16 protein-coding genes and 5 tRNA genes are annotated in these 18,490 nt (G+C 41.9%); 3 read left to right on the plus strand and 18 right to left on the minus strand.

Going from position 1 to position 18,490, the window contains the following annotated elements; translation table 11 throughout:
• Positions 1-79: 79 nt before the first annotated feature.
• The 13 genes from rpoB to ACVW2L_RS14225 form a co-directional block, all read right to left on the minus strand.
• On the minus strand, positions 80-3,883 hold the full coding sequence (rpoB, locus tag ACVW2L_RS14165) for a DNA-directed RNA polymerase subunit beta (protein ID WP_457128622.1): 3,804 nt from the start codon (positions 3,881-3,883) through the stop codon (positions 80-82).
• A 229-nt stretch (positions 3,884-4,112) separates the two neighbouring features.
• A complete protein-coding gene (rplL, locus tag ACVW2L_RS14170; protein ID WP_457128623.1) occupies positions 4,113-4,496 on the minus strand; it encodes a 50S ribosomal protein L7/L12 in 384 nt (127 codons plus the stop codon).
• A 60-nt stretch (positions 4,497-4,556) separates the two neighbouring features.
• Positions 4,557-5,075: a 50S ribosomal protein L10 gene (gene rplJ / locus ACVW2L_RS14175; protein ID WP_457128624.1), complete on the minus strand. Its 519-nt coding sequence runs from the start codon at positions 5,073-5,075 to the stop codon at positions 4,557-4,559.
• Between the two features lie 3 nt (positions 5,076-5,078).
• Positions 5,079-5,777, minus strand: coding sequence for a 50S ribosomal protein L1 (gene rplA / locus ACVW2L_RS14180; protein ID WP_457128625.1), 699 nt, complete (start codon positions 5,775-5,777; stop codon positions 5,079-5,081).
• A 149-nt stretch (positions 5,778-5,926) separates the two neighbouring features.
• Positions 5,927-6,373 (minus strand): 50S ribosomal protein L11, encoded by a 447-nt coding sequence (gene rplK / locus ACVW2L_RS14185; RefSeq protein ID WP_457128626.1) that lies wholly within the window; start codon positions 6,371-6,373, stop codon positions 5,927-5,929.
• Between the two features lie 168 nt (positions 6,374-6,541).
• Positions 6,542-7,084 carry a transcription termination/antitermination protein NusG gene (nusG, locus tag ACVW2L_RS14190; RefSeq protein WP_457128627.1) on the minus strand — a complete coding sequence of 181 codons (543 nt, stop codon included), beginning with the start codon at positions 7,082-7,084 and terminating at the stop codon, positions 6,542-6,544.
• Between the two features lie 15 nt (positions 7,085-7,099).
• A complete protein-coding gene (gene secE, locus ACVW2L_RS14195) occupies positions 7,100-7,294 on the minus strand; it encodes a preprotein translocase subunit SecE (protein WP_457128628.1) in 195 nt (64 codons plus the stop codon).
• A gap of 24 nt (positions 7,295-7,318) precedes the next feature.
• A tRNA-Trp gene (locus ACVW2L_RS14200) sits at positions 7,319-7,389 on the minus strand.
• Positions 7,390-7,518: 129 nt separating this feature from the next.
• Positions 7,519-8,706 carry an elongation factor Tu gene (gene tuf / locus ACVW2L_RS14205; RefSeq protein WP_294793777.1) on the minus strand — a complete coding sequence of 396 codons (1,188 nt, stop codon included), beginning with the start codon at positions 8,704-8,706 and terminating at the stop codon, positions 7,519-7,521.
• Positions 8,707-8,772: 66 nt separating this feature from the next.
• A tRNA-Thr gene (locus tag ACVW2L_RS14210) sits at positions 8,773-8,844 on the minus strand.
• Positions 8,845-8,961: 117 nt separating this feature from the next.
• Positions 8,962-9,034: transfer RNA gene (locus ACVW2L_RS14215), tRNA-Gly, on the minus strand.
• Between the two features lie 79 nt (positions 9,035-9,113).
• Positions 9,114-9,194, minus strand: a tRNA-Tyr gene (locus ACVW2L_RS14220).
• A gap of 92 nt (positions 9,195-9,286) precedes the next feature.
• Positions 9,287-9,359: transfer RNA gene (locus ACVW2L_RS14225), tRNA-Thr, on the minus strand.
• 638 nt (positions 9,360-9,997) lie between these two features.
• On the opposite strand from ACVW2L_RS14225, the gene ACVW2L_RS14230 reads away from it, so the two are divergent.
• Positions 9,998-11,323 carry an OmpA family protein gene (locus tag ACVW2L_RS14230; RefSeq protein ID WP_457128629.1) on the plus strand — a complete coding sequence of 442 codons (1,326 nt, stop codon included), beginning with the start codon at positions 9,998-10,000 and terminating at the stop codon, positions 11,321-11,323.
• Positions 11,324-11,514: 191 nt separating this feature from the next.
• Positions 11,515-12,090 carry a hypothetical protein gene (locus ACVW2L_RS14235; protein ID WP_457128630.1) on the plus strand — a complete coding sequence of 192 codons (576 nt, stop codon included), beginning with the start codon at positions 11,515-11,517 and terminating at the stop codon, positions 12,088-12,090.
• A gap of 98 nt (positions 12,091-12,188) precedes the next feature.
• Here the strand turns inward: ACVW2L_RS14235 and ACVW2L_RS14240 are convergent, their stop codons facing one another.
• The 4 genes from ACVW2L_RS14240 to ACVW2L_RS14255 form a co-directional block, all read right to left on the minus strand.
• Complete coding sequence (locus ACVW2L_RS14240) at positions 12,189-12,761, minus strand: NUDIX hydrolase (RefSeq protein WP_457128631.1); 573 nt, start codon at positions 12,759-12,761, stop codon at positions 12,189-12,191.
• Between the two features lie 80 nt (positions 12,762-12,841).
• Entirely contained in the window at positions 12,842-13,870 is a 1,029-nt protein-coding gene (locus ACVW2L_RS14245; RefSeq protein ID WP_457127555.1) for an IS3 family transposase, read from the minus strand.
• Positions 13,867-14,193 carry a hypothetical protein gene (locus ACVW2L_RS14250; protein WP_457127556.1) on the minus strand — a complete coding sequence of 109 codons (327 nt, stop codon included), beginning with the start codon at positions 14,191-14,193 and terminating at the stop codon, positions 13,867-13,869. Before ACVW2L_RS14250 ends, ACVW2L_RS14245 begins: the two co-directional genes overlap by 4 nt.
• 235 nt (positions 14,194-14,428) lie before the next feature.
• Positions 14,429-15,679 carry a dicarboxylate/amino acid:cation symporter gene (locus ACVW2L_RS14255; RefSeq protein ID WP_457128632.1) on the minus strand — a complete coding sequence of 417 codons (1,251 nt, stop codon included), beginning with the start codon at positions 15,677-15,679 and terminating at the stop codon, positions 14,429-14,431.
• A gap of 242 nt (positions 15,680-15,921) precedes the next feature.
• On the opposite strand from ACVW2L_RS14255, the gene ligA reads away from it, so the two are divergent.
• The gene (gene ligA, locus ACVW2L_RS14260; RefSeq protein WP_457128633.1) at positions 15,922-17,934 is read left to right on the plus strand and encodes an NAD-dependent DNA ligase LigA; all 2,013 of its coding nucleotides are present in this window, start codon (positions 15,922-15,924) and stop codon (positions 17,932-17,934) included.
• On the opposite strand, the gene ACVW2L_RS14265 is transcribed toward ligA, so the two are convergent.
• Complete coding sequence (locus tag ACVW2L_RS14265; protein ID WP_457128634.1) at positions 17,935-18,444, minus strand: Mpo1 family 2-hydroxy fatty acid dioxygenase; 510 nt, start codon at positions 18,442-18,444, stop codon at positions 17,935-17,937.
• Positions 18,445-18,490: the final 46 nt, after the last annotated feature.

The raw sequence follows: 18,490 nt of genomic DNA on the forward strand, positions 1-18,490 counted from the left end.
TTTTAATGAGTGAATGAGTGAGTGGTGAATGAGTGAATGGTGACTTAATCACTCATTCTCTCATTCACTAATTCACTAATTATTCCAGCGTGATATCCAAACCTAAACCTCTTAATTCATGAACCAATACGTTGAATGATTCAGGTACTGAAGGTGTTGGCAAGTTCTCGCCTTTAACAATAGCCTCGTAAGTTTTGGCACGGCCAACAACGTCGTCAGACTTAACTGTCAATATTTCCTGCAGGATGTTTGATGCGCCGAATGCTTCCAGTGCCCAAACCTCCATCTCACCAAAACGCTGACCACCAAACTGAGCTTTACCACCCAATGGTTGTTGTGTAATTAATGAGTATGGTCCTATTGAACGCGCGTGCATCTTATCATCAACCATGTGGCCCAGTTTAAGCATGTAGATAATACCTACAGTTGTTTGCTGGTCAAAACGATCGCCGGTTAAGCCGTTGTATAAATAGGTACGGCCAGATTCTGGTATGCCTGCTTTTTTAACATACTCTTCTACTTCGTCATGGCTTGCACCATCAAAAATAGGAGTAGCAAACTTAATACCCAGTTCTTTACCGGCCCATCCTAATACAGTCTCGTAGATCTGCCCAAGGTTCATACGTGAAGGTACACCCAGTGGGTTCAACACAATATCAACCGGGGTTCCATCCTCAAGGAACGGCATATCCTCATCACGTACAATACGCGCAACAATACCTTTGTTACCGTGGCGGCCAGCCATTTTATCACCCACTTTAAGCTTACGCTTTTTAGCGATGTAAACTTTAGCCATTTGTACAATGCCTGATGGAAGCTCATCACCTACGCTGATAGCAAATTTATCACGACGGTAAGCGCCCAATTCTTCGTTCAATTTGATGTTGTAGTTATGAAGCAGCAATTTGATCTGATCATTCTTGTCATCATCAGTTGTCCATTTAGTTGGGTTGATGTTCTCGTAATGCAACTCAGTTAAAATTTTCTGAGTGAACTTAACACCTTTTGGTACCAACAGCTCTTTGTAAACGTTTTGTACACCTTGTGATGTTTTGCCGTTAACAATTTCAAACAATTTCTCAATCAAAGTTGCCTTCAGATCTTTAGTTGCTTTATCGTGTTTGGTATCCAGTTTCTCTATCTGAGCTTTTTCTTCAGCCTTGGTAGTCTTTTTAGCGCGAGAGAACAATTTGGTATCAATAACCACACCTGCAATTGAAGGTGGAGTTTTTAATGACGCATCTTTAACGTCACCAGCTTTGTCACCAAATATGGCACGTAAAAGTTTCTCTTCCGGTGAAGGATCAGATTCGCCTTTAGGGGTGATCTTACCAATCAGGATATCGCCTTCTTTAACCTCGGCTCCAACGCGGATGATGCCATCCTCGTCAAGATCTTTAGTAGCTTCTTCTGATACGTTAGGGATATCGGCAGTTAACTCCTCTTCTCCACGTTTTGTATCACGTACTTCCAGTTCAAATTCTTCAACGTGAAGCGAAGTAAATATATCCTGAGACACAACGCGCTCTGATATTACAATCGCATCCTCAAAGTTATAACCTTGCCAAGGCATGAATGCTACCTTAAGGTTACGGCCCAGGGCCAGTTCACCATCTTGTGTAGCATAACCTTCGCAAAGCACTTGTCCTTTTTCAACACGCTGACCTTTTTTAATGATCGGCTTAAGGTTGATGGTAGTGCTCTGATTAGTCTTTTTAAACTTGGTTAATATGTAACTTCTTGTATCACCTTCAAAAGAAACCAAACGGTCCTCGGCGTTACGATCGTATTTAATTCTTATTTCGTTAGCATCAACATACTCAACCACACCATTGCCTTCGGCATTGATAAGGGTACGAGAGTCTTTTGCAACACGGCCTTCCAAACCGGTACCTACAATTGGCGCTTCAGGGCGCAAAAGCGGAACGGCCTGGCGTTGCATGTTTGATCCCATCAATGCACGGTTAGCATCATCATGCTCCAGGAACGGAATTAATGAAGCTGCTATAGATGTGATCTGGTTTGGAGCAACGTCCATCAAATCCAATCTTTCCGGCTCAATAATAGGGAAGTCACCTTCAAAACGTGCTTTTACCTTCGGTAAAGCAAATACACCTTTATCATCATAGTGCGCGTTGGCCTGACCAATGGTCTTGCCGTCTTCGTCTTCTGCTGATAAATAGATAACCGGCTCCTGTACTTGTACCTTACCTTCAACAACACGTTTATATGGTGTTTCAATAAAGCCCAGGTTGTTGATCTTAGCGTGTACACACAATGAAGAGATCAAACCAATGTTTGGTCCTTCCGGTGTTTCAATGGTACACAACCTGCCGTAGTGAGTGTAGTGAACGTCACGTACCTCAAAACCTGCACGCTCGCGAGACAGACCACCGGGCCCAAGGGCTGACAGACGACGCTTGTGCGTGATCTCTGCCAGTGGATTGGTTTGGTCCATGAACTGTGATAACTGGTTAGTTCCGAAGAACGAGTTGATCACAGATGATAGTGTACGTGCGTTAATTAAGTCGGTTGGTGTAAATACCTCATTATCGCGGATGTTCATACGCTCACGGATGGTACGGGCCATACGGGCCAAACCAACACCAAACTGAGCATATAACTGCTCGCCTACTGTACGAACACGACGGTTTGACAAGTGATCAATATCATCCACCTCAGCTTTTGAGTTGATCAATTTGATCAGGTATTTAACTATCGCAATGATATCCTGTTTAGTTAAAACTTTTATCTCCTCAGAGGTATCCAGTTTCAACTTACGGTTAATGCGGTAGCGGCCCACATCACCAAGGTCATAACGTTTGTCAGAGAAGAACAATCTGTCAATGATACCGCGTGCGGTTTCCTCATCAGGTGGTTCTGCGTTACGCAATTGACGGTAGATATGCTCAACCGCCTCTTTCTCTGAGTTTGAAGTATCTTTTTGTAAAGTGTTATATATAATAGTGTAATCACCGCTGGATGCGCTATCTTCCTTGTTCAGGATGATGGTTTTAACACCTGCGTCAATGATCATATCAATATGGTCATCTTCAAGCATGGTTTCACGCTCCAGAATGATCTCGTTACGGTCAATAGAAACAACTTCACCGGTATCTTCATCCACAAAGTCTTCAACCCATTTCTTTAAAACTCTTGCAGCCAGTTTACGGCCAATGAACTTTTTAAGACCTGATTTGCTAACTTTTACTTCGTCGGCCAGTTCAAACAATTCTAATATATCCTTATCAGAATCATAACCAATAGCACGAAGCAAGGTAGTTACCGGGAATTTTTTCTTACGGTCAATGTAAGCATACATTACGTTGTTAACGTCGGTAGCAAACTCAATCCATGATCCTTTGAAAGGAATTACACGGGCAGAGTACAACTTGGTACCGTTAGTGTGGCGGCTTTGACCAAAGAATACACCGGGCGAACGGTGCAACTGCGACACAATAACACGCTCGGCACCGTTAATAACGAAAGTACCTTTAGGCGTCATGTAAGGGATGGTTCCCAGGTACACGTCCTGCACTATGGTTTCGAAATCTTCGTGCTCTGCATCGTTACAAGACAGGCGCAGCTTTGCCTTTAAAGGCACGCTGTAGGTTAAGCCGCGCTCAATACACTCGCGTATATCGTAACGTGGCGGGTCAATAAAATAATCCAGAAATTCAAGAACAAAGATGTTTCTTGAGTCTGAGATCGGAAAATTTTCTGCGAAAACTTTAAACAAACCTTCTTTGTGGCGGTTGTCTGAAGTAGTTTCTAATTGAAAAAATTCCTGGAAAGATTGCAACTGCACATCCAGAAAATCGGGGTATTCAAGTACCTTCCGACTGGTTGCAAAGTTAACTCTTTGATTTATTTGGGTTGCCAAGGTGTTATAAATTTAGTTTAAAAATTAAACTTTAGTAGATGTGAGTTTCCCGGCGCTGTACCGGGTGGTATTATGAGATGTGAGGAAGAACGAAATTTTGATTGCGCAAATATTGTGCCATTAAATCTCATAACTCAGCTCGGATATCTCCTATCTAAAACCTTATAAACAGCAATAGACCCCGACCAAAAACAGGTCGGAGTCTCTGTGCTTTGTGTGTATGGTTAAATTACTTAACCTCAACTACCGCTCCGGCTTCTTCTAATTGTGATTTCAAAGATTGAGCTTCTTCTTTAGTTACACCAGTTTTAACTTCTTTTGGTGCACCATCAACAAGATCTTTAGCTTCTTTCAAACCAAGGCCGGTTAGGTCTTTTACTAATTTAACTACAGCTAATTTAGCGCCACCTGCTTCTTTCAGGATAACGTCAAATGCTGTTTGCTCAGCAGCAGCAGCAGGGGCGTCATCGCCACCAGCAGGAGCAGCAGCAACAGCAACAGCTGCAGCAGCAGGCTCAATGCCATACTCGTCTTTCAATATCTGAGCTAATTCGTTTACTTCTTTTACTGTTAAGTTTACCAACTGTTCAGCAAACGCTTTTAAATCCGCCATTTTATTTTGTGTTTTATTGTAATGCTTTGTTTTTAATTACCAAACTTATAGGTGTTTGGATTAACCTCTTTCTTGTAATGTTTTTACTAATCCTGCCAATGTGTTTCCGCCTGATTGCAGTGCTGAAATAACATTTTTCGCTGGTGATTGCAATAAGCCAATAACTTCGCCAATAAGTTGCTCTTTTGATTTCAACTTGGTTAACGTATCTAATTGGTTATCGCCAATGAATATTGCAGAGTCAATATAAGCTGCTTTTAAAACTGGTTTGTCACCTGCTTTTCTCAGTTGTTTGATCAGTTTTGCCGGAGCAGTTGCTGATTTAGAGAAAAGTATTGATGATGAACCTTTTAATACATCATATATTGGAGCAAAGTCTCCGCCTGCAGCTTCCATAGCTTTTTTGATCAAGCTATTTTTTGTTACTTGCATTTTAATGTCGCTTTCGAAACATTTACGACGGATATCATTAACTTTTGCAACCGTTAGGTTTGAAGTATCGGTAATATAAAAATTACCGTATTCCTTCATTTGTTCAGTGAGGGCAAGAACAAGGTCGTATTTTTCTTCTTTATTCATGATTTAGATCCCCGCTACTGATTTTGTTTCTACTGTTATTCCCGGAGACATAGTAGAAGAGATATGAATGCTCTTAAAGTATGTTCCTTTAGCTGATGAAGGTTTTAATTTAGAGAGTGTTTGCAATACTTCTAATGCATTCTCGTAAATCTTCTCAGCAGGGAAAGATGCTTTTCCTATTGAAGTATGAATGATACCGGTTTTATCAACCTTGAAATCGATCTTACCCGCTTTTACCTCAGTTACAGCTTTTCCAACTTCTGGAGTTACTGTTCCTGATTTAGGGTTAGGCATTAAGTTACGCGGACCAAGCACACGGCCTAATCTACCTACCTTAGCCATAACACTTGGCATAGTAATGATAATATCAACATCAGTCCAACCGCCTTCAATCTTGGCAATATAGTCATCCAAACCTACAAAATCTGCACCTGCATCTTTAGCTTCTTGTTCCTTATCAGGAGTACAAAGAACTAACACACGTACAGTTTTACCGGTTCCATGAGGCAATGTTGCAATACCACGTACCATTTGATTGGCTTTACGCGGGTCAACACCTAAACGCACATCTATATCAACTGATGAATCAAATTTAGTTAAGGTTAATTCCTTTACCAAAGCTGATGCAGCTTCTAACGTGTATGATTTATTAGCCTCAATTTTGGAGAGTGCCACTTTTTGATTTTTTGTTAATCTAGCCACTGTCTTTAACTGATTTAATTTTTTATTTCGAATGTCGGATGTGTGATTTCAGATTTGTCGTCTTTGTCAAATTCCTTATTCAAAATTTTAATGATCGGCTCTCTTGTTTTCAATTTCAAAATTCGAAATCGAAAATCCGAAATCCGAAATTAATTGTTGTTCCAGGGAGCTGTACCGCTAACGGTTATCCCCATGCTGCGGGCAGTACCTGCTACCATTTTCATGGCTGATTCTACTGTAAATGCGTTTAAATCAGTCATTTTATCTTTGGCAATGTTCTCAACCTGCTCCCAGTTTACACTGGCAACTTTTTTACGGTTGGGTTCTGCCGACCCGCTTTTTAAGCCTGTTGCTTCCATTAACTGGATAGCTACCGGTGGGGTTTTAATGATAAAATCAAATGACTTGTCAACATAAACAGTAATAACTACAGGAAGCACTTTACCAGGTTTGTCCTGCGTACGTGCATTGAACTGCTTGCAAAACTCCATAATGTTCACCCCTTTGGCACCCAATGCTGGGCCTATTGGAGGTGATGGGTTTGCAGCGCCGCCCTTTACTTGCAGCTTTACCATCGCACCGACTTCTTTTGCCATCTTTTGCTTTGTTATTTAATTATTCAATGTTATTAGTGGAAGCTATGTAACATTTGTTATTCTGATTTCGGATTTCGGATGTTCAATTTCGAGTTTCCTATCCTCTTCCTGATCAAAATGTCTTTATATAAAAATTCGAAATCGAAAATTCGATACTCGAAATATTAACTATTCTTTCTCCACCTGCATGTAATTCAATTCAAGCGGTGTACGGCGCCCAAATATCTTTACCATTACTTTCAGTTTCTTTTTCTCTTCATTGATCTCTTCAATCACACCGCTGAAACCGTTAAAAGGCCCGTCCATCACTTTAACGCCCTCGCCAACATAATATGGCACGTTCATGGTTTCGCCTTGCGCGGTCATCTCATCAACCTTGCCTAAAATACGGCTTACTTCTGATGGGCGCATAGGTATGGCATTACCTGCCTTATCACCTAAAAAGCCAATTACGCTGTTTATGTTTTTTATAATGTGCTCAAGCTCACCGTCAAGCGAAGCTTCCATCAACACGTATCCCGGAAGAATATTGCGTTCTTTTGCAATTTTCTTACCGTCGCGCATTTGGTAATATTTCTCGGTAGGTATCAAAACCTGCGGCACAAGGTGTGATATTCCTAAGCGGTTTATCTCTGCATCAATATATTGCTTTACCTTTTTTTCTTTACCGCTAATGGCCCTAACAACATACCATTTTAACTGATCACCCATTCTTTATATATATTATTAAGCTAGTGAACTATAGAACTTGTCAAGTACAGTACCAATTAACTGGTCCATACCGAAAATAAGCAACGCAATAATAACAGCGGCAATAAGCACCAATATGGCACTGCTTTGCAGCTCTTTCCAGGTTGGCCAGGTTACCTTCTGGGTCAACTCTATGTACGACTCTTTAATATATTCTGATACGCCAGCCATCAATATTTTATTTACTACTATAAGCACGGGAACAAGGATTCGAACCCTGATCAAAGGTTTTGGAGACCTCTATTCTACCGTTGAACTATTCCCGTTTATATCCTAATCCCTAACAGGAATTTGGTTGTTATCTCTTTATGTAACAAAGTACCCAGGTTAAAAACCCAGGTACTTTGTATATAATTAACCCATTTCCTAATCCCTCTTTTCAGAGGGCAGGGGGATTATTTTAAAATTTCAGTTACCTGACCGGCACCTACTGTTCTACCACCCTCGCGGATAGCGAAACGTAAGCCTTTCTCCATTGCGATAGCGTTGATCAACTTTACAGTGATGGTAACGTTATCACCAGGCATAACCATTTCTACACCTTCTGCCAATGAGATCTCACCGGTTACGTCAGTTGTACGGAAATAGAATTGCGGACGGTATTTGTTGAAGAATGGAGTGTGACGGCCACCTTCTGCTTTTGATAATACGTAAACTTCTGCTTTGAAATCAGTGTGTGGGTTAACTGAACCTGGTTTGCAAATAACCATACCACGACGGATATCAGTTTTTTCAATACCACGTAACAATAAACCTACGTTGTCACCAGCTTCGCCACGGTCAAGGATCTTGCGGAACATCTCAACACCTGTAACGGTTGATTTTAAGTTCTCAGCACCCATACCTAATATGTCAACTTGCTCACCAGAGTTGATTACACCACGCTCAATACGGCCAGTAGCAACAGTACCACGACCAGTGATTGAGAATACGTCTTCAACCGGCATCAAGAAAGGAAGATCAGTTAAACGTGGAGGGATTGGGATGTAGCTATCTACAGCATCCATTAACTCCATAATTTTACCAACCCATTTTGGATCGCCATTTAAGCCACCCAAAGCAGAACCTTGGATAACCGGGATATCATCACCAGGGAAATCATAGAATGAAAGTAGCTCACGGATCTCCATTTCTACTAATTCTAACAATTCCGGATCATCAACCATGTCAACTTTGTTCATAAACACAACCAATGAAGGTACACCTACCTGACGAGCCAACAAGATGTGCTCGCGGGTTTGAGGCATTGGGCCGTCTGTAGCAGCAACCACAATGATAGCACCGTCCATTTGAGCAGCACCTGTAACCATGTTTTTCACATAATCCGCGTGACCTGGGCAGTCAACGTGAGCGTAGTGACGGTTAGCAGTTGAATACTCAACGTGTGCTGTGTTAATAGTGATACCACGTTCTTTTTCTTCAGGAGCTGAGTCGATTGAATCAAATGAACGAGCTTCTGATAAACCTGCGTCAGCTAATACTTTAGTGATAGCTGCGGTCAAGGTAGTTTTGCCGTGGTCAACGTGACCGATAGTGCCGATGTTTAAGTGCGGCTTACTGCGGTCAAACTTTTCTTTTGCCATGATTTATTTATTTTGTAGGTTAATTTATATTTAAAAACAATTACTTATTTATACTTTAATAAGTTGAGCCAACAATGGGATTTGAACCCATGACCTCTTCCTTACCAAGGAAGTGCTCTACCCCTGAGCTACGTCGGCTTATTCTGATTTCGAATTTCGGATGTTCAATTTCGGATTTTATACCGCTCCTACATCTTTTATTCTAATCATGATGCCAAATCCGAAATCGAAATTCCGCAATCCGACATTTTATTGAGCGGAAGAAGAGGTTCGAACTCTCGACCTATAGCTTGGAAGGCTATCGCTCTACCAACTGAGCTACTTCCGCTTAAACAAGTTTGCAGTTTACAGTTTTCAGTAGGCAGTTAAAAACTGCACACTGCTACTGCAAACTGCTTACTCCCTTGTGGGGGGAGAAGGATTCGAACCTTCGTAGCCGAAGCAACGGATTTACAGTCCGTCCCATTTGACCGCTCTGGTATCCCCCCAAGTTTATTTCGGATTTCGGATTTAGAATTTCAGATTTACCCTTTGACAGATAAAATCCAAAATCGAAATTTCGAAATTCGAAATCAAACTGAGCCTCCTATCGGGATCGAACCAATGACCTACTGATTACAAGTCAGTCGCTCTACCAGCTGAGCTAAGGAGGCTTATTTACCTATTTTGTTTGGTTTGCCTGGGCAAACTATCGGGGAAGAACCACGAAAACCTTTCGGTCAATTATTCAGGTTAATAATTTTTATTTTAAAGAACCGTTCCCTTATTTCAGAAGTGGCCATATATACCTTTCTGAAAGGGATTGCAAATTTACAAAATTTTAACGCCGCACAAAATTTTTTATTAAAAAAAAACGGCGCCGTTTTGAGCCCGCAATGTTAGCGAAATTTTATTGATTTTTTGGCTGTAAATATGCCCGGACAAGCTTTTTTTGAATGTGTATTTCAACCCACTGACATGCAGTAGTTTGTAAATTCTATTGCTCGTGTTTTAATAAAATGTAGCCAGGCAAACTGTTTTACAGCGTAAAAACAGTTGCCAAAGGTTATTTGGGCATCCAAATTTAGTTTAAAACCAAAATATGCACTATTTAGTAAACACTTTTAAACGGTTGTCCATTTTTCCGTTTATCATATGCCTGTAATGTTTAACAGTGGTTACGAGGGGGTTGGGTAAGCTAAACGCTAATTAAGCTAAAATGGGCGTGGTTGTTGAATATTGGCGCATGTTGAGCACAAGCCCAACATAATTTATACTTATACAAATGAAACTTAATTTTACAAGATCTCTCATGGTCCTTTCATTGATCGGATCAACAAGCGCGTTATTTGCACAAAGTTATTCAGACACAACCAAACGTTTCGACAAAAAAAACTTCCGCACCTGGTCTATCGGCCTTAATGGCGGCATGTTAACCCACTACACACCCTTGAATAACCAAACCAACGGCGATTTTTTGACCCCGCAGGAGACCTGGGGTTATGGCGGTTATATTAAAAAACAAATTTTACCAGGCTTTGGCATTCAGGCAGATTTCCTTGCAGGCAGCGTTCAAGGTTCACGCTCAAACGCGTTGCAGCCTGGATCAACAGCGCAGGATAACAGCAGCTTTAAAAGCACTATACAGTGGGCAGGTGCAATTAGCGCAAACATTACATTGGCTAACCTTAGCATAAATCAAAAACGAAGTGTGCTATCCCCTTATTTTACTTCGGGTGTAGGCGTAATGTCATCAAGTGCTAATGTGCGTAATGTACCCGGCTTTTTTAACACTACTTATGATGAAAACATTTATATTCCTGTTGGTGCAGGTGTAAAGATTGGTGTAGCCAAAGGAATTAACATAGACCTTGGCTATAACGTAAACTTTGTAAAAAGCAACAACTTTGATGGCTATAGAAGTGGCACAAGCGACAGATTCTCTTACGCACACGCAGGTTTAGAAATAGCTTTAGGCAAAAAGAAATCGCCGCAACTGCAAAATTACAGCGCCCTTGCTGCTTTACGCGAAGAAGCTGCTGCTGAAAGTGCTGAACTTAGAGCAAGATTGGCCACTGCCGAACAACAACGCATGGCTGAAGAGGCAGCAAGAACAGCTTTGGCGCAACAATATGCCCGCGAAATGGGTGATGATGATGCCGACGGTGTTGCTAACAAGTTTGACAAATGCCCGGGCACAGCATCAGGTACACAAGTTGACGGCGCAGGTTGCCCTTTAAAAGTTCCGACTCCAGTGGTTGTTACTAAAGAACGTGTAATAGTTACTGAGTCTGATCGCCGTGTAGTTGGCGAAGCCATTAAAAATTTGGAGTTTGATTTAGGTAAAGCTACCATCAAAGCAAAATCATATCCAACATTAAACCGTGTTGCCGAATTGCTTAAAGAGAAAAGCTTTAGCTTAAAGTTAGCCGGCCACACAGATAATACCGGTTCAATGGCGTTAAACCTGGCTTTATCAAAAGACCGTGCAGAAGCTGTTAAGTCTTACCTGGTATCGCAAGGTGCAAATGCATCATTAATTGAAGCAACAGGTTACGGTCCAAACCAGCCAATAGCAACAAATAAAACTGCAGCGGGTCGTCAGCAAAACCGTAGGGTTGAATTTTCGTTAAACTAACAAATCTGTTTAATTACATTGTTAAAGGCGATGGGTGAAAGCTCATCGCCTTGTTTTGTGCGAATTATACCTGTTTTGCCCTGGTTGGGTAACGCATGGCACCAAATTTGTCCTTCCTAATATACATAACATGCTTTAAAGCATCAAAAAATAATCACCAATTTAAATCCTCCCTTATGAAAAATGTTGACATGAAAAAAGTTTTAATAGCAGGTTTATTAGCCTTTACAGGTTTGGCAGCACAGGCGCAAATACAAGAAGGCAACGTATTAATGGGCGGCAACATTGCCAACCTTAACCTTGGGCTTGATAACAGTAAAATTTTCAGCTTTGACCTAACGCCTAAAGCGGCCTGGTTTATTGAGGACAACCTTGCCTTGGGTGGTTATGCCAACCTGGGTATACGCACTGCAAAAAACACCGCAACTACTACCACTTACGGTGTAGGTGCTTTAGGGCGTTACTATGCAGGCAATGATGTTGAGGTTTTGCGTCACGGCAGATTTTTTGCTGAGGCCACACTTGGTTTTGGCGGCATAAATGTTAGCAATGGCGTAGGTAACACCAACGGTATTAACTTAGGCATAGGCCCCGGCTTTGCATACTTTATTACACCTAACATTGGGTTAGAGACCTTGTTAAAATACAACGGTCTTAGAGGGTTTGGTAACGCTGCTTTCCAAAGCACGCTAAATTTATCGCTGGGTTTACAGGTTTACTTGCCTGGTAAAAGCACCGCTAATAAAATCAAAAGTGATATGAGGTAATTAACAGAGCATTCTTATATTGAAAGCGATGGGCGAAAGGTCATCGCTTTTTTTGTTTACAAAAATACCATGCTGATTTTGAGTTTTACAATCGGTGTCTACAACCGTCCAAATACATCAGGATACAACATAGCCGCCTTTAAAATCCAGTTAAGCGAATCCGTAACCCAGATCTCGCCCTTTAGCGCTAATTGAAACACCTCTGGCGCGGGCATTAATACTATTTGTATGTCTTCTGTATCTTCTAATTGCTGCACCGAGTTAAACTCAGCATCAAACACAATAAAGCCATAAGTTACCTGCTTTAATTTGGTAGGATTGATAGCTATTTTACCCAATGATATCAACTGATCAGACGTAGCTTTGATTCCCGTTTCTTCTTCCAACTCGTTCAATGCCGATTGGATGATAGATGTATCTTTTTGCTGCATGCCGCCGGGCACTTCCAATAACACATCGCCCAGGCCATGTTTGTATTGCCTTACCAAAACCACCTCGTTTTGTTTGGTAATGGCTAAAACCTGCACAACATCGCCCAGTTCAGAAAAATAATAATCGTAAACGTTATTGTTAGCAAGCTTTACCTTCTGTTTGGTAACAGGAAACCAATGGCTCGGTGATACGTCTTCCTGTTCAAGTACGGTCCACTTTTGTATATCTTTATTCATCATATCTTATCAGCCAGGTGGCTGTTTTCGCTGTCTCACAATTGACTTGTCACAAAAAAGGTTGACAGTGATTTTTAATAAAGTTAATTAATTGCTTGTTTGTTTGTCGTGTCAGGATGTGGGGAACGCGCAGCGTTGTTCACATCCTGATGCGTTTTTCTTTTTTTGCTTCTTTTTTTCTTTTTCAAAGATGATTCTGTTTTGTTGATAACTACATCCTGCCTGTTCTCTCTGGCAGTTCTGTAATAGTTTTTCCAGCGTCGTTTTACCGGAATATCCCTGCCATGAACCAGTGCAGGCGCTAACATAGATATGCTGCTGTGCGGACGAAGGTAATTATAAGTGTTTACCGCCTTCTCAACGGCTTCTCTGGCGGTTTGTAAATCCTGATATACCGGTTCAAGTAATTCCATCTTGAGTATTCCATTCACTCTTTCAGCTATAGCATTATCCCTTGGGTCACCGCTTTGGGTCATACTGATGCTGATCTGACGGCGGGTGAGTTCACTTACATAGTCATTACAGCAATATTGTCCGCCCCGGTCCGAATGATGGATAAGCCCGGGTAGTTCCCTGCGCCCTGCAATAGCCATTTTAAGCGCCTTTACTGTCCCTTCGGCTGACAGGCTATTGCTTAAATGAAACCCAACTATCTTACGGCTGTATGCATCAGTTACTAAACTCAGGAAAGCATCTTTATGCTGTAATGCCATATAGGTTATATCGCTCACCCATACCTGGTCGGAAGCGGTGAGAGTGACATCTTTGATCAGGTTGGGATGTTTTTTCATCCAATGGCTAGAATTGGTTGTGCGTACTTTATGTCTGCGGCGTTTATTGAGCAGCTCATATTTGCCCAGCAGCTTAAAAAAGGCATCCATGCCCATCTTTATTCCCCGATTAACAATAAAACCTTTGATTAAAAAATACAGTTTACGGCCACCTATGCGAGGCTGCAACCGGCGGTGTTTGAGCACCTGCTGAACAATGAGATCTTCTTGTAATGGCTCCTTTTCCGCTTGTGAACGTTGTTTGTAATAAGCCTGACGGCTGTGGCCAGACAGTAAACATAGCAGCAATAAACTACGCCCGCTGCTTTGCTCTATTCTCATGACTGCCTGGCTCCAGCTTTTTTTCGGATATCGGTACCAAACTGTTCATCCGAGATATCGATCATCGCTTCCAGCAGCTCAACCTTAAGCTGGCTTAAGCGCAAGGCTTCCTGTAGCTCCTCTACAGTAACCGGCATTTCCTTTGATTCCAAAATAGCTTTGGAATACTTTAAAGGGTGGTTCTTTGTTTGTCTTTGATATGCCATAACCCATCTTGATATGGTAACACGGCCATAGCCATACTTCATGGCTAATTTACGTGTACTTGTGTCTCCTAACAAATATTCTGCTATAATCTCTTGCTTGTTTCTATTTTTGCTCATGGTTGACCTTTTTTGTCAACCCATTTCACGACAAGTCAAATGAGACAAAATTTTCTATTTTTATAATTGTACTGATTATTAGTTATTTAATTAACATTCACAGCTAATTTTCCTGACGAATAAGTAGTCTCACTTTGTCCCAACTAATAAACACAAAATGCTTACTAACAACTATTTACTTAAAAAATCGTCCCACTTCGTCCCGTTTTGTCTCACGCACGCGTGGGACGGGGCGTTAATATTTATCAGTTATCGCCGCGCGGTATTTGGCTTCATCAAATTCCTTTTCGCTTTTGGCAATTACCACGGTAGCCATGCCGTTGCCTATCATATTGGTAATGGCCCGTGCTTCGGACATGAAGCGGTCTACTCCGAGCAGTATAGCCACGCCCTCAACAGGTATTACCTTAATAGCGGTTAGGGTTGATGCCAGCACGATAAAGCCACTGCCCGTAACTCCTGCCGCGCCTTTTGAGGTTACCATCAAAATGCCAATGATGGTAAGCTGCTGCTCCCAGCTAAGCGGTATGTTAAACACCTGCCCCAAAAATATCACCGACATGGACAGGTAAATAGTTGTGCCATCCAGATTAAAGGAATAGCCCGCTGGTATAACCAGGCCTACTACAGATTTTGAGCAACCAAAAGCTTCCATTTTCTCCATCATGGCAGGTAGCACGGGCTCAGAGGACGAGGTGCCAAGAACTATCAATATCTCCTGCCTGATAAACTTAAGGTATTGCCACAAGCTGAATTTGTACAGGTAGCAAATGATGTTAAGTACCACAAATATAAACAGGAACATGGTAAGGTATACAGACCCCATGAGCTTAGCCAGCGGCTGAAGTGTAGATATTCCGTACTTACCAACGGTAAAGGCCATCCCACCAAAAGCCCCGAAAGGCGCCACCTTCATTACCATGTGCATAATGTTGAAGAACACCTTGGCTATCTTTTCAAACAGGTTAACCACGGTATGGCCACTCTCCCCCATCCGGCTAAGCGCTATGCCGAACAATATAGCAAAGAAAAGGATTTGCAAAATATCACCCTTGGCAAAGGCATCAAAGAAATTTGGTGGCACTATGTGGGCGATGAAATCGCCCCAATGCATCGCGGATGCTGCTTTTTCGTACTCATCCAGCTTTGCCGTATCAATCTTTACATGACTTACGAACCCCGCGCCGGGTTTAAGTAAATTGCATACAACAACGCCTATTACCAACGCAAAGGTGGTTACTATCTCAAAATACAGAAGTGCCTTGCCGCCTACCCTGCCCACTTTTTTCATATCGCGCATGCCGGCTACACCAAGCACTATGGTGAAGAATATGATAGGCGCAATCAACATAGTAATTAGGTTGATGAACGTTTTGCTGATGAGCTGCGCCGTTGGGGCAAACGCTGGAAAGTATAAACCCGTTACTACACCAAGGGCTATGGCTACTAAAACCTGGAAGGTAAGGTTGGTGAGTAATCGTTTCATCCTAACACAATAATACGATTATAAGCTGTAAAACCGGGAAATAAAAAACCCTCACCTTCGGGCTCCTCTCCCGAAAATGAAGGTTTCTTAAAGTTATTACCCTATAAAGTTAGCGCTTAACGTTAAAGAGCATCGTAATATCATTTACTATAATAAAGACTGGTTTCACCGGGGAAAGTTTAACGATAGCATTCTGTAATAAAATTATTTTGCTCAGCGCTCAATTTACTATCTTCGTTGGTATGTCACCTTCGGAAGCAAAAAAACTAATAGACGAATTATCGGCGGAGCTTAAACAGCACACTTACAACTATTATGTGCTGGCCATGCCTGTCATAACTGATTTTGAGTTTGATAAGAAATTAGAGCGACTGACCACGCTTGAAAAACAGTTCCCGGACTTGCTGGATGCTGATTCGCCGACGCAAAAGGTGGGTGGTTTTATCACCAAGGAGTTTACCACTGTAAAGCACCGCTGGCCCATGCTATCATTGGGCAACACGTACAACGCTCAGGAACTGCTGGATTTCGACCAGCGTATCCGTAAAGCTATAGGAGATAATTTTGAATATGTATGTGAGCTAAAGTTTGATGGGCTTTCTATGAGCCTCACTTACGAACAAGGTAAATTAGTCAGAGCTGTTACCCGCGGCGACGGCACACAGGGCGATGATGTTACTACGAATGTGCGAACTATACATACCATACCGAAGCGCTTAAATGGAAGTGGTTATCCTGACGAGTTTGAGATTCGCGGCGAAGTGTTTATGCACCTGAAGGCCTTTGAGCGTCTAAATCAGGAACGGGTAGATAACGGCGAGCAGCCATATGCCAACCCGCGCAACTTTGCATCGGGTACCATAAAGTTACAGGACTCAAGCGAAGTAGCGAAACGTCCGCTGGATTGCTTTCTGTACGGACTGTATACAGAGAAAACGCTTTTTAAAACCCATTGGGAAAGCCTGCAGGCGGTTAAAGACTGGGGCTTCCACGTAAACGACGAAAGCAGGCTTTGCAAAAATATTGATGATGTACTGGCTTTTATAACTGAATGGGATAAGCGCCGGTTTGAACTGAGCTATGATATTGATGGCATTGTAATTAAAGTTAACAGTTACGGCCAGCAACAAGAGCTGGGCTTCACGGCCAAATCGCCGCGCTGGGCCATATCTTATAAATACAAAGCCGAGCAGGTGCAAACGCAATTGCAGGCTGTAACTTACCAGGTAGGTCGTACAGGAGCAGTAACGCCTGTGGCTAATTTAAAACCTGTGTTACTAGCGGGCACCACAGTTAAACGTGCCACGCTGCATAATGCTAACGAGATGCTCCGGCTTGATCTGCATGAGGGCGATTGGGTTTACGTTGAGAAAGGAGGCGAGATCATCCCGAAGATCATCAGCGTAAATATTGAAAAGCGCGATCCTGCAGCTCCAGCTATTGATTATATCACCAATTGTCCTGCTTGCCAAACTTTACTAAAACGCCAGGAAGGCGAGGCTGCGTTTTATTGCCCTAATGATGAGGGTTGCCCGCCGCAAATAACGGGAAAAATGCAGCATTATATTGGCCGTAAGGCCATGAATATTGATGGTTTGGGCGATGAGACCATTGACACTTTATATCAGAAAGGGTTTATCAGGCACATCAGCGATCTGTATGTACTAAAAGACCATCAGGATGATCTGAAAAAAATGGAACGTTTTGGCGAAAAGTCAATAACTAACATGCTTTACGGTATTGAACTATCTAAACAAATGCCTTTTGAAAAAGTATTGTTTGGGTTAGGCATCCGCTTTATTGGCGAAACCGTTGCTAAAAAACTGGCTGCCTATTTTAAAAATATAGATAACCTGATGGCAGCAACATTTGAGGAACTTATAGCTGTTGACGAAATTGGCGATCGCATTGCTCATAGTTTGATTGAGTATTTTAGCGAAGAAAAGCATCGCGAAGAAATTGAAAAACTACGGGCGGCCGGTTTGCAGCTTATTGCCGAAACAAAAGAGGTAACACTTGCCAGCGATAAGTTTGCCGGTAAGAGTTTTATTATTTCGGGCGTATTTGAAAAATTCTCGCGCGATGAATTGAAAGATATTATTGAGCAAAACGGTGGTAAGATATTAAGCAGTATATCTGCAAAACTAAACTACCTGGTGGCCGGGGATAATATGGGCCCTGCAAAATTAGAGAAAGCGCAGAAACTCAATATTCCAATTATCAGCGACGAGGAATTGATGGCGATGTTGGCGTAATTAATATCGAATCTTAAATCGCTTTAAAATCAAGCTTAACAACCACATAGGTGCTATCAGCATAAATTTAAAGTCCTGTGCGAACACGGGCCGGCGGCCTTCATTTTTATAGCCAATTAACTGCCCTATATTGCCTATCACAAATAGCACGAGTCCGATTTGTGCCAATACAAAAGTGTGTTCTAACGAGACAATTACGTAACTAAACACGCCCAGTAAAAACAGCATCAGATACGACAGCATGGGCGATAATCGCAAATAATAATAAAGCGCAGATGCCACTACAAACGAAGCCCAGTTTATAAACGTTTGATTTTTTCCTAAAAACTCCAGCTTCGGGAAAGGAATTGACCACACGAAAGCCAGGATACCAAAACTTACCAAGGGTATGCATATATAATTCATAATGCGGTTGGTGGGGTTGGTATGAAACGAAGCATACTCATCCATCACAACATCCACCGGACGTTTTGCTATTTCTGGTTGCTTAGTTTTGGATTGATTTTTCATGATATCTATTAAAGAAGTCATGCCGAACTTGTTTCGGCATCTCACT

Source organism: Mucilaginibacter sp. HD30 (assembly GCF_054061755.1).